The following is a 12,082-nucleotide window of genomic DNA, read 5'->3' as shown; positions in this document are numbered from 1 at the left end:
CCCCGCCCGGGGGGGGGGGGGCCCGGGGGCCCCCCCCCCCCCCCCCCCGGGGGGGGGGCGGCCCCCCCCCCTCGGGGGGGGGGGGCCGCCGCGGTGCGTACGGCCCGGGTCGGCCTCAGCGTCGCGTGACGCTCACGTCGCCGATGTCGGTGCGGGCCCGCAGCGCCGCTCCCTCGCCCCGGATCCCGGCGTCGACGTCGGTCGAGCCCTCCTCGGAGCGGGCGTCCACGTCCCAGGTCTCGCAGCAGGGGAGAGCGATGGACACGTCGCCCGTGGTCGTGCGCGCCGAGACCTCGTGCGCCCCGTCCTCGTCGAGCGCGAGGTCGATGTCGCCGATGTCGGTGCGCGCGGCGACGGAGCCGGATGCGGAGACGCCGTCGGCGTCGACGTCGCCCGTGCGGGTCCGCAGGTCGAGACCGGCCAGGGCGCCCTGGGCCGAGAGGTTCCCGACGTCGGCCTTCACCGCGAGCGAGAGATCGGGCGCGATGTCCGGCGGGACGAGCACGAGCAGGTCGCGGTCCTCGTCGTCGAACCAGTTCGAGGTCGCCTCGAGGCGGGGGCGCTGCACGTCCACGCGCAGCGTCCCGTCGTGCGTGCTGCGCACCCAGCGCGCCTTCACAGGGGCGGGATCCGCGGGCACGGTGTCCGTGCCCTGCTCGACGAGGGCGAGGGTGACCTGGTCGACCTCGTCGCTCACGCGCACGGTCACGTCGGAGACCGAGGAGGTCACCTCGAGGGACGAGGGCGAGCCGACGGCCAGCACGGCGGGCGCCTCGGGGAAGCGCGACTGCTCGATGCCCGCGGCGATGCTGCGCGCCGCGAGCCCTCCGGCGGTGAGCACGAGGCAGACGACGGCGAGGAGCACGAGCACGCGCCGCATCGTGCGGTCGCGTCCGGTCCCCTCGGGCAGGGGGCGGGGCGGGAGCTGGGCGGTGGGCATCAGCGGTCCTCCGATTCCAGGTAGCGCAGCACGGCCATGACCCGACGGTTCTCACCGTCGACAGGGGGCAGTCCGAGCTTGGCGAACAGGGACGAGATGTGCTTCTCGACGCTCCCCGCCGAGACGTGCAGCCGCTCGGCGATGGCGGCGTTGGAGCGGCCCTCTGCCATCAGCTGCAGCACCTCGCTCTCGCGCGGGGAGAGGTCCTCCCGGATCGAGCGGCGACGGGAGCGCACGAGGATCTGCTGGACCACCTCGGGGTCCAGGGCGGTCCCGCCGTCGCCGACGGCGCGCACCACGCGCAGGAACTCCTCGACGTCGGCCACCCGGTCCTTGAGCACGTACCCGAGCGCGCCGCCCGAGTCGGCGATGAGCTCGGAGGCGTAGCGCTCCTCGACGTACTGGGAGAGCACGAGCAGGGCCACGCCGGGGTTCTGGGCGCGGATCAGCACGGCGGCGCGGATGCCCTCGTCCGTGAAGGTGGGCGGCATCCGCACGTCCACGATCGCGAGGTCGACCTCGTGGCGGGAGACCGCATCCAGCAGGCCCGTCGCGTCCTCGACGGAGGCGACGATCTGGTGGCCGGCGGCCGCGAGGAGGCGTTCGAGGCCCGCCCGCAGGAGCACCGAGTCCTCGGCGATGACGATCCGCAGGCTCTCGCGCGCGGGGCGGGGGGATCGGGGCGTGCTCATCGGTGGGTCTCCTTCGCGGAGTCGTCGGGCGCGGGGTCGTGCGCGCCGGCGGGCTCGCGCGCAGGGGTCGACGGGGCGGACGCGGGGATGGTGGCGTCCAGGATCGTGGGGCCGCCCGCGGGGGAGGAGACCACGAGGTGACCTCCCGTCGCGCGCACGCGGTCGGTGAGCCCCGCGAGGCCCGTCGAGACGCCGTCGCGCCGCACGTGCGCGCCGCCCCGGCCGTCGTCCTCGATGCGCACCCGCAGGGCCGTGGGCGCGGGTGATCCGGGGAGCCGGGGCGAGGATCCCGCCGCGCCCGGCCGATCGGCCGGTCCCGCGAGCGTCACGTCGACGCGGACGTGCGAGGCGCCCGCATGCTTGGCGACGTTGGTGAGGGCCTCGGAGACCACGAAGTAGGCGACCGCCTCCTGCTCGCGGCCCAGGCGCCCCGGCACGGCGACCGTGAGGCCGACGGGGACGGGGGAACGCGCCGCGAGGGCGGAGAGCGCGGGGTCCAAGCCGCGGTCGGTGAGGACGGCCGGGTGGATGCCGCGGGCCAGCTGGCGCAGGTCCGTGATGACGGCCTTCGCCTCGTCGTGCGCCTCGTCGACGAGCTCGGCGGCGCCCGCGGGATCCTTCTCGATGCGCGAGCGCGCCATGCCCAGTGTCATGGCCAGCGCGACCAGGCGGGGCTGGACCCCGTCGTGCAGGTCCCGCTCGATGCGCAGGCGCTCCTGCTCGGCGGCGTCGACCGCGCCCTGACGGCGCACGGAGAGCTCCTGGACCTCCTGGCGCAGGCCGTCGTCGCTGCTGGGCAGCATCACCCGCGCGAGCCCCCGTTCGGCGAGCACCCCGGCGGCGAGCGAGCCGAGCGCGATCGCGAGGCAGAGGACGGCGCCCAGGGCGAGCACGAGCGCGCCGGGACGCCAGGAGCCCAGCTGGGCATCGGGCGCCATGATCGCGAGCTCGGCCGCGGTCCACGCGCCCCACAGTCCGACGTAGAGGACCAGGCTCGGGAAGAAGCCCACGATCATCGTGATGTGGTGGTGCAGCACCGAGCGCCAGAACTGCCAGGAGATGACGTCGAGCCCCAGGTTCTGCAGCGCGGCGCCGAAGCCCGTGCCCCGCGCGACCCGTCGCGAGGGGACGACGACGTCCACGCCGTGCACCGCGCGGGCCCGGCGGCGCTCGAACGCGGCCGCCGCACGCATGACGAGCACCCACGGCACCAGCAGCAGGAGGCCCGAGAGGACGGCGGGCAGGGAGGCGATCCCGGTGACCAGGACGGTCAGGCTGATCCACAGCCAGGTGATCGAGAGCAGTCCCGAGACCAGCACGCTCGCCATCCCCACCAGGAAGCGGGGACGAGGTGCGTCGGGGCGCGGTGCGTCGGGCCGCGGCACCGGCGCGGGTCCGGCGGGCATCGTGGTGGAGGTCATGGGATCACCGTAGGCGGGCGCGTCGCGGTGCACACCGGAGCCGGCCGCCGTGCCCCGCGGGGGATAACCCCCGCTCGCGCGACGGATCGCTCGCCGCCTGGCGGACGCACGAGGCTGTGAGACCTGTCCCGCCCGGGGGAGCCGCGCACCCCGCAGGGCCCCGGTGCGGTTCAATGAGTCCATGAGCGATGACCTCATCAGCGAAGGAGCGGACGACATGCAGGATGCCGGCAGCATCGACCCGAACTCGGACAGCGCCGAGGGAGCGGGCGCGACGGACCAGGTGATCGAGCAGGGCGATGCGGTGAGCGCGTCCATCGCCGCCGACCAGGGGCCCAGCCGCGGCACCCTCCGCGACGTCGCCGACAGCCTGGGCATCTCCAGCGCCGTCGCACTGCGGGCGCTGCGCGACCAGGCCGACATCCGGCCCCGCCTGCGCGAGCGCGTCCACGAGGCCGCGGAGCGGCTGAACTTCCCGCTCGAGGAGCTCGCCGACGAGACCTCGCACCGCGGTGTGGTCGCGGTCCTCGTCAACACGATGCGCAACACCTGGATCTCCGATCTGGTGCGCGCGATCCGCATCGAGCTCACCGCCACGGGCCGCTCGGCGATCGTCGTGCCGACCCGTCGCCGCGTCCCGGAGTACCCCATCGCCGCGGACACCGACGCGATCCGCTCCCTCGTGGACCTGGGCGTCGACGGCTTCCTCATGGTCTCCGACCTCCACGACGTCGACAGCGTCATCGAGGCCACCGCCGACCGCCCCTTCGTGGGCATCGGCTGCTCGCGGTCCTTCGTCGGCCGCTTCGACACGGTCCGCATCGACGACGAGGTGGGCCAGGGCCTGCTCGTCGATCACCTCGTGAGCCTCGGCCACACCGAGATCGCGCACGTGGGCGGGGTCGGCTCGACCGTCGCCCGCGAGCGCGCCGACGCCTTCCAGCTCGCCATGGAGCGCCACGGCCTCGCCGACCACGCGCGCATCGAGCCCGGCGACTTCACCGAGCAGGTGGGGCAGACCGCGGGATCGATGCTGCTGCGCGGCAGCGAGGTGCCCACGGCGGTGACCTGCGCGAACGACGTCACGGCGCTCGGCGTGCTCGCCGCCGCCCGCGACGCCGGCTACGAGGTGCCCACGCAGCTGGCCGTCGCCGGCTACGGCAACACCTCGCTCTCCTCCTCGGGCGTGACGCAGGTGACCAGCGTCGACCCGAACTCGGACCGCCTGGGCGCGCTCGCCGCCCAGCTGCTCGTGGACCGCGTCTCCGGCCATGAGCAGGAGGCGCGCGACGTGGCCGTCGCCCCGTCGCTCGTCGCCCGCCAGAGCACGGCGGCGGGCCCTCGTGCCGAGTCCAAGCGGCGCACGCGCGTCCACGTCGACTGACCGGCGCGGACGAGCCCGCCCGTCGGGCATCTGACCCGTCACGTCCCCCAGCCCGGTCGCGCACGGACCGCGTGTCCGGGCATCCCTCCTGCGATAGGCTCCGACCATGATCAACACCACGAACGACCCGACGACCCCGCCCACCCAGCGGTCGATCGGCGAACTCGTCGCCTCGATCCGTGACGAGGTGCTCGGTGTCGTGCACTCCGAGATCGACATCGCCAAGAAGGAGATCACGGGCATCGCCGTCAAGGCGGGCGTGGTCGCGGCGTGCGCGGCCGTGCTGCTGTTCCTGCTGCTCTCCGCCTGGGTGATGCTGCTGTTCGCCGCCGCCTGGGGCCTGCAGGCCGCGGGCCTGCCGGCCTGGGCGTCCTTCCTCATCGTGGCGGGCGTGTTCATCGTCCTCGCCGTGATCGCCGGCCTCGTGGCCTTCCTCGTGGTGCGGAAGATCCGCGCCCCCGAGACCACCATCGAGACCGCCAAGGGCGCTGTCGACGCCGTGCAGGGCAAGCGTCGCGCGAACGCCGTCTCCTACGACGACACCTTCGACGAGCTCTACGGCAAGCAGGTCAGCGCCCGCGTCTCCGACTGACCCGGGTCCCGGGAAGGGGCCGCGGCCACGTACCCTGGACCCGTGAGCCTGAACCTGTACGACACAGCAACGCGCGAGACCGCGCCCTTCCGCCCCGTGCGAGAGGGCGCGGTCTCGCTGTACGCGTGCGGCCCCACCACGCAGGGGGCGCCGCACATCGGGCACCTGCGCACCTTCCTCGCCGTGGACGTGCTGGTCCGCTGGCTCGAGCGCAGCGGCCTCGACGTCACCTATGTGCGCAACGTGACCGACATCGACGACAAGATCCTCGCGAAGTCGGCGCAGAACGACGTGCCCTGGTGGGCCTGGTCCTACCGCTTCGAGCGCGAGTTCCACGAGGTCCTCGACGACCTCGGCTGCCGCGTCCCGGACTACGAGCCCCGCGCGACGGGCCACGTCACCGAGATGATCGCCTTCATGGAGCGCCTGATCGAGCGCGGTCATGCCTACGCCGACGGTCACGGCAGCGTGTACTTCGACGTGCGCTCGCTGCCCGACTACGGCTCCCTGACCCATCAGGACCTCGACGACATGCAGGACGCGGGCGAGGCGCCCGAGCCCGGCAAGCGCGATCCGCGCGACTTCGCCCTCTGGAAGGCGGCGAAGCCCGAGGAGCCCGGGACCGCGGCGTGGGACACGCCCTTCGGGCGCGGCCGCCCCGGCTGGCACCTCGAGTGCTCGGCGATGGCCCGCCGCTACCTGGGGGAGACCTTCGACATCCACGCCGGAGGCCTGGACCTGCGCTTCCCGCACCACGAGAACGAGCAGGCCCAGTCCCACGGCGCCGGCTACGGCTTCGCGCGCACCTGGATGCACGTGGCGGTGCTCACCGTGGACGGCATGAAGATGGGCAAGAGCCTGGACAACTTCGTCACCGTCGAGGACGCCCTCGCCGCGCATCCCGCCCCCGCCGTGCGCCTCGCCCTGCTGGGCGCGCACTATCGCGCCACCATCGAGTACAACGCCGCCTCGATGCGCGAGGCCGAGGTGGTCTGGGAGCGCTTCGGCGCGAGCACGCAGCGCGCTCAGGAGCTGCTGGGGGAGGACGCCGTGCTCGCGCAGGACCTGCGCGCCGTCGAGCTCCCCGAGGCGTTCGCGGCCGCCATGGACGACGACCTCGGCGTGCCCGAGGCGATGGCCGTCGTGCACCGCACGCACGCCGCGCTGAACGCCGCCCTCGCCGAGCGCGGCGCCGCACCGGAGACGATCGCCGCGCTGCTCGCGGAGCTCCGCGCGATGCTCGACGTGCTGGGCCTGGACCCCGTGTCCTGGGCCGACACCGCCGGAGAGGGCGGCGGGGAGCACGAGGCGCTCGACGCCCTCGTGCGCGGCCAGCTCGCCGCGCGCGCCGAGGCACGGGCGGACAAGGACTGGGCGCGGGCCGACGCGATCCGCGACGCACTCGATCATGCAGGCATCCGGGTGGAGGACGGCGCCGACGGCGCCCGATGGACCCTCGCACCCGCGACCAGGAAGGACTCCTGATGGCAGGGAACAGCTCCCGTCGCGGCGCCATGCGCCGCACGAAGAAGGGCGCGACCGCCGGCTCCGGCGGCGTGCGCCGCCGCGGCCTCGAGGGCAAGGGACCGACGCCCAAGGCGAGCGACCGCCCCGGACACAAGGCCTACCAGGGCGGCTCGGGGAAGGGCGGCCACGGCGGCAGGCAGCGCCGGGGGGACGCCCCCGCTCCCGGCGAGAACCAGGTCGCCGGCCGCAACGCGGTGCTCGAGGCCCTCCAGGAGGGCATCCCGGCGACCTCGCTCACGGTGCTCGCGCGCATCGAGGGCGACGAGCGGGTGCGCGAGATCCTGCGCCTGACCACCGCGCGCGGTCTGCCGATCGCCGAGGCCACCCGCACCGACCTCGACCGCATCACGGATCACGCCGTCCACCAGGGTGTCTCGCTGACCATCCCGCCGTACGAGTACGCGGACGTCGACGAGCTGCTGGAGATCGCCCACGACGCCTTCGAGCCGCCGCTCCTCGTCGCGCTGGACGGCATCACCGATCCCCGTAACCTCGGCGCGATCCTCCGCAGCGCGGGCGCCTTCGGCGTCCACGGCGTGATCCTTCCCGAGCGCCGCAGCGTGTCGATGACCGCGAGCGTCTGGAAGGTGGCGGCCGGCGCCGCGGGCCGCGTGCGCGTCGCCCAGGTCACGAACCTCAACCGCACCCTGGCCGACCTCAAGTCCCGCGGCGTCTTCGCCCTCGGGCTCGATGCCGAGGGGGACGTCTCCACGCGGGACCTCGCCAGCCAGGAGCGCTCGCTGGGCACCGAGCCCGTCGTGCTTGTGGTCGGCGCCGAGGGCAAGGGCCTCTCACGGCTGGCCCGGGAGACCTGCGACCAGGTCGTCTCGATCCCGATGGGGGAGCGCACCGAGTCGCTCAACGCCTCGGTCGCCGCGGCGATCGCGCTCTACGAGATCGCCGGGGTCCGCGAGGGCACGGGCATCGCCTGATGCTGACGTCAGCCCTCGAAGATTGGGAGGGCTGACGTTTCGGTCGTGACCAGGGACTTCTCGTCGGGCCGATGGGGGAGGATGTTCTCGACGTAGTCCTGGACGGCCTCCTTCATCGGCACGTCCCGGCCCTGCTTCTCGCTGAGGAACCACTTGTGCTCGAGCACCTCGTGGAAGAACTCCGGGGGCTGCAGCTTCGAGCGCATGGTGCGGGGGATCGCCCGCACGATCGGCTCGTAGTGCTCCTGCTGCCACTCGTGGGCCACGAACTCCTCGTCCTCGGCCTGCTGGTCGGTGATCGCCCCGTACTGGTCGAGATCGTTGAGCAGGCGGCGCGCCTGGTTCTCCTGGGCGTCGATCCCCGTCAGCCGCATGAGGCGGCGCGCATGGTGTCCTGCGTCCACGACCTTGGGCTGGATGGAGACGGTGGTGCCGTCCAGGTCCGTGGTGAGCTCGAGCTCGCCCACGTCGAAGCCGAGCTCGTTCAGGCGCTCGATGCGGGCGGAGACGCGCCAGCGCTCGTCGGCCGAGAAGCTCTCGCGCTCGGTGAGAGCGGACCACAGCTCCTCGTAGCGGGCCACCAGCTGGTCGCCGACCTCCACCGGATCGGACTCCTCGTCGATGAGCTCACCGGCCTGCAGGTCCATGAGCTCGCCGATGATGTTCGTGCGCGCGATGTCGAGGTCGTAGGCCCGCTGACCGTCGGTGAGGCTCTCGTGGAGGGTGCCCGTCTCGACGTCCACCAGGTACGCGGCGAAGGCACCCGCGTCGCGGCGGAACAGCGTGTTGGACAGCGACACGTCGCCCCAGAAGAAGCCCTCCAGGTGCAGGCGCACCAGCAGCACCGCGAGGGCGTCGAGCAGGCGCCGGGCCGTCTCCTCGCTCGAGACCTGCGAGAAGACCGCACGGTAGGGCAGCGAGAACTGCAGGTGGCGCGTGATGAGGACGGCGTCGAGCGGCTCTCCGCCGGGCGTGACGCGGCCGCTGACCACGGCGAACGGCTCGACTGCGGGGATGCCGATCTTGCGCAGGATCCGCAGCATGTCGTACTCGCGCTGGGCGAGCTCGCGATTGATCTCCTTGAGCGCGAGCACACGCCCCGAGACGCGCACGAAGCGCACCACGTGCCGGGAGATGCCGCGCGGCAGGGTGGCCAGCATCGACTCGGGCCACTCCTCGAGCGGCTCCTCCCACGGCAGGTCCAGCAGTGCCGGGTCGGGGCGCGAGGCCGTGATCTCGAGGGAAGCCATAGGCACTATTCTGCCCTCCCGCGCGCGCACGGTGAAGCGAGATGTGCGCAGGAGGTGTGCAGAGGCATGGGGCGTTCCCGCAGTGCACGCGCCGAAGGCGGACGAAACGGACGGCCGGTCGGCGCCGTCGGCGCCCCTTCTCACGAATGTGGACGCACGCACGGAAAGCGGTCGCGCACACGGCAACGGGCGCCCGGCCGATGGCCGAGCGCCCGCTGGAGAGCGGCCCCGCGCAGCGGGGCGGTCGCGTCAGTCGCCCAGACGGGCGCCCGTCTTGACGTCGAACAGGTGCACGTGGCCCTCCTTGGGCTGGAAGTGCACGGTCTCGCCCTTCATCGGGGGCTTGCGGCCGTCGACGCGGGCGATGATCGGCTTGGAGTTATCGTCCGAGCCGGCCAGGCGGCCGTAGACGTACGCGTCCGCGCCGAGCTCCTCGACCACGTCGACCTCGACGGCCAGGCCGTTCTCGGCGAGGGTGAGGTCCTCGGGGCGCACGCCCACGGTCACGGAGGTCTCGTCGGTGTCCGAGAGGGTCGCGCGGTCGACGGGGACCGTCACGGCGCCGAAGGAGACGCCCTGGTCGGTGAGCTTCTGCTCGACCAGGTTCATGGCCGGGGAGCCGATGAAGCCCGCGACGAAGACGTTGTCGGGGTGGTCGTACATGCGGCGCGGCGCGTCGATCTGCTGGAGCACGCCGCCGTTGAGCACCGCGACGCGGTCGCCCATCGTCATGGCCTCGGTCTGGTCGTGGGTCACGTAGACGGTGGTGACGCCCAGGCGGCGCTGCAGCGACGCGATCTGGGTACGGGTGGACACGCGCAGCTTCGCGTCGAGGTTCGACAGCGGCTCGTCCATGAGGAACACCTGGGGCGAGCGCACGATCGCGCGGCCCATGGCCACACGCTGGCGCTGACCGCCGGAGAGCGCCTTCGGCTTGCGGTCGAGGTACTGCTCGAGGTCGAGGATCTTCGCGGCCTCCTCGACGCGCTTGCGGATCTCCGCCTTCGGGGTGCCGGCGATCTTCAGGGCGAAGCCCATGTTGTCGGCGACCGTCATGTGCGGGTACAGCGCGTAGTTCTGGAACACCATCGCGATGTCGCGATCCTTCGGCGGCACGTCGGTGACGTCGCGGTCGCCGATGAGGATGCGGCCGGCGTCGATCTCCTCGAGACCGGCGAGCATGCGCAGGGAGGTCGACTTCCCGCAGCCCGAGGGGCCCACCAGGACGAGGAACTCACCGTCCTCGATGGCGATGTCGAGGCCATCCACCGCAGGGCGCTCCTGGCCCGGGTAGACGCGGCTCGCGTGGTCGAACGTGACTGTAGCCATGGTGATTCCCTCCACCGGCAGGTACGTGCCGGACGATCCGTTGTGAAGTGTTGAGAGCACCGGTGCCGCTGTGCACCGCCCCCGAGGGCTGTGTGCAACGTCGCACCGGCGATCGGAAGTGTATCCCAGATCTCAGGCCCGGGAGGACACCGTGCACGTCGTCGCGTCGCGGGGCGTCTCGGTCGGCGCCGCCGGGCCACGATCGCGGCGGTGCGGCGGCGCGGGCGGGGACGCCGCCTACGGGGATACTGGGGGCGTGGATCTCACCGAATACGTACAGCGCCTCCTGGACCGCCGCTCCCGTCCCGAGGAGCCCCTGCGCATCGTGCAGGCGGGCCATCCCGCCTTGCGCGGGCCCGTGCGCGAGGCGCGGGACCGCCTCGACCCCGCGCTGCTGCGCGAGCTCGTGGACGCCATGGTGGTGACCATGCGCGAGGCCCCGGGCGTCGGCCTCGCCGCGACGCAGATCGGCGTGCCCCTGCGCCTGTTCGTGGCCGAGGACCGCTTCGCCGCGGCCGACCAGGATCCCGAGGACGACCTGCTCGAGCGTCGGCCCTTCCCCCTGCGCGCCGTGCTCGATCCCGCCTACGAGATCCTCGGCGAGCAGCGGGTCTTCGCCTGGGAGGGGTGCCTCTCCTACGACGGGCTCAGCTCGATCGTGCCGCGGGGCCGGCGCATCCGCTTCACCGGCGCCCTCCTGGACCAGGACGGTGCGCTCGTGGACGTGGACGAGGAGCACCAGGGCTGGCCAGCGCGCATTCTCCAGCACGAGACCGACCACCTCGGCGGCACGCTCTGCCACGACCTGGCCGTGCCGCGCTCGATCATCGACACCCGCTTCGCGCCGCGCTGGGCCGACGTCACCGAGGCCGTCGACGGTCTCGGGCTCACGGGCCCCATCGAGCGCCTCGCTCCCGGGACCGTGGTGCTCGACTGACCCGTCGGCCCGTTGATCCGCGGTCCTGAGCTCCTGCGCCGCCGTGTCCATCCTGTGCCCGGGTGATCCCGCTATGGTGTGCCTCGGAGTCGGGGTCTCCCGGCGCGCAGGACAGCAGAAGGGGAGCTGAACGTGGCGAACGCGAACGGTGGGTCCAAGTCATCCACGAGCGGCAAGGACAACGAGGACGCACAGGGCCCTCAGGCGCCCGATGAGCGCGTGCTCGGCATCGTCGACCACGCGCTGCGGATCCAGAGGCCCGTGGCCGACAAGTACGTGGACTCGCTGCGGCGCAAGCACCCCGAGATGTCCGAGGAGGACCTCGTCGGTCATGTCGAGAAGCAGTTCCGCCGTCTGCTGACCGTCTCCGGCGCCGGCGTCGGCGGCGCCGCGGCCCTGCCCGGCGTGGGCACCGTGGCCGCGATCGCCCTGACCTCGGGCGAGGGCGCCGCGTTCGCCGAGGCGTGCGCCTTCCTCATCCTCGCCGTGGCGCGCGTGCGCGGCGTGGACATGGGTGATCAGGCCAGCCGCAAGACCGTGGTGCTCGGCGTGCTGGGAGGGGAGAAGGGCGAGCAGCTCGTCTCCAAGGCCCTGGGCCGCCAGGGGCTGCAGTGGGGCGCGGTCCTCAACGGCGTCGCCCCCGACTTCGTGGTCTCGGCCGTCAACAACCAGATCAAGCGCTGGATCCGCCGCAAGATCGCCGCGCGCATGGGCAGCGTCTGGGCCGGCCGCCTGATCCCCTTCGGCGTCGGCGCGGTGATCGGCGGCGTCGGCAACCGCGTCATCGCCGGCGGCATCATCAAGGCCGAGCGGGAGATCTTCTCCCACGTCGACGAGCTCACCGCAGGGGCGGCGGACGCCTCGTCCGCGCCGAACCCCAAGCGCGTCGACGCCTCGCTCGACGGAGACGCGAGGAGCGCCTGACTCCGCCGGCTCCGGTGTCGGCGACTCGTGGCCATGGCCCGCGAGTCGCCTCGGGCGCGCGGCGCGCTGTGGCGGGCGCCCGAAGCGCGTCGCACAGCCGAGAGGACGAGAAGATATGAGCGTGGCGCACCGGATCTCAGCGGATCCGGTGCGC

The 12,082-nt window shown here is 73.1% G+C and carries 11 protein-coding genes; 6 read left to right on the top strand and 5 right to left on the bottom strand.

The features are described 5' to 3' along the window. Positions 1-115: 115 nt before the first annotated feature. From I8D64_RS04325 to I8D64_RS04315, 3 genes are read right to left on the bottom strand one after another with little or no spacing between them, the layout of a single operon-like run. Positions 116-940 carry a DUF4097 family beta strand repeat-containing protein gene (locus I8D64_RS04325; protein WP_200501297.1) on the bottom strand — a complete coding sequence of 275 codons (825 nt, stop codon included), beginning with the start codon at positions 938-940 and terminating at the stop codon, positions 116-118. Then, complete coding sequence (locus I8D64_RS04320; RefSeq protein WP_200501672.1) at positions 940-1,593, bottom strand: response regulator; 654 nt, start codon at positions 1,591-1,593, stop codon at positions 940-942. The genes I8D64_RS04325 and I8D64_RS04320 overlap by 1 nt, the downstream gene beginning before the upstream one ends. 35 nt (positions 1,594-1,628) lie before the next feature. Continuing rightward, the gene (locus I8D64_RS04315) at positions 1,629-3,053 is read right to left on the bottom strand and encodes a sensor histidine kinase (protein ID WP_246482739.1); all 1,425 of its coding nucleotides are present in this window, start codon (positions 3,051-3,053) and stop codon (positions 1,629-1,631) included. Between the two features lie 181 nt (positions 3,054-3,234). Here I8D64_RS04315 and I8D64_RS04310 point away from each other — a divergent pair, with 181 nt between their 5' ends. The 4 genes from I8D64_RS04310 (at position 3,235) to rlmB (ending at position 7,488) form a co-directional block, all read left to right on the top strand. Then, the gene (locus tag I8D64_RS04310) at positions 3,235-4,437 is read left to right on the top strand and encodes a LacI family DNA-binding transcriptional regulator (RefSeq protein WP_200501296.1); all 1,203 of its coding nucleotides are present in this window, start codon (positions 3,235-3,237) and stop codon (positions 4,435-4,437) included. A gap of 106 nt (positions 4,438-4,543) precedes the next feature. Further along, a complete protein-coding gene (locus I8D64_RS04305) occupies positions 4,544-5,029 on the top strand; it encodes a phage holin family protein (protein WP_200501295.1) in 486 nt (161 codons plus the stop codon). A 42-nt stretch (positions 5,030-5,071) separates the two neighbouring features. Continuing rightward, a complete protein-coding gene (gene cysS, locus I8D64_RS04300; RefSeq protein WP_200501294.1) occupies positions 5,072-6,514 on the top strand; it encodes a cysteine--tRNA ligase in 1,443 nt (480 codons plus the stop codon). Continuing rightward, positions 6,514-7,488: a 23S rRNA (guanosine(2251)-2'-O)-methyltransferase RlmB gene (rlmB, locus tag I8D64_RS04295; protein WP_200501293.1), complete on the top strand. Its 975-nt coding sequence runs from the start codon at positions 6,514-6,516 to the stop codon at positions 7,486-7,488. Before cysS ends, rlmB begins: the two co-directional genes overlap by 1 nt. Positions 7,489-7,496: 8 nt before the next feature. On the opposite strand, the gene I8D64_RS04290 is transcribed toward rlmB, so the two are convergent. Next, entirely contained in the window at positions 7,497-8,738 is a 1,242-nt protein-coding gene (locus I8D64_RS04290) for a DUF4032 domain-containing protein (RefSeq protein ID WP_200501292.1), read from the bottom strand. Positions 8,739-8,987: 249 nt separating this feature from the next. Next, positions 8,988-10,067: an ABC transporter ATP-binding protein gene (locus I8D64_RS04285; protein ID WP_200501291.1), complete on the bottom strand. Its 1,080-nt coding sequence runs from the start codon at positions 10,065-10,067 to the stop codon at positions 8,988-8,990. A gap of 256 nt (positions 10,068-10,323) precedes the next feature. On the opposite strand from I8D64_RS04285, the gene I8D64_RS04280 reads away from it, so the two are divergent. After that, positions 10,324-11,004: a peptide deformylase gene (locus tag I8D64_RS04280; protein WP_200501290.1), complete on the top strand. Its 681-nt coding sequence runs from the start codon at positions 10,324-10,326 to the stop codon at positions 11,002-11,004. Between the two features lie 132 nt (positions 11,005-11,136). Beyond that, positions 11,137-11,928 carry a hypothetical protein gene (locus tag I8D64_RS04275; protein WP_200501289.1) on the top strand — a complete coding sequence of 264 codons (792 nt, stop codon included), beginning with the start codon at positions 11,137-11,139 and terminating at the stop codon, positions 11,926-11,928. The last annotated feature ends 154 nt before the right edge of the window (positions 11,929-12,082 follow it).

The sequence above is a fragment of the Brachybacterium halotolerans genome, assembly GCF_016623465.1.
Taxonomy (GTDB): Bacteria; Actinomycetota; Actinomycetes; order Actinomycetales; family Dermabacteraceae; genus Brachybacterium; species Brachybacterium halotolerans.
The sequence above is the reverse complement of the archived record's forward strand: the minus strand, read 5'-3'. Positions and strand labels throughout refer to the sequence as shown.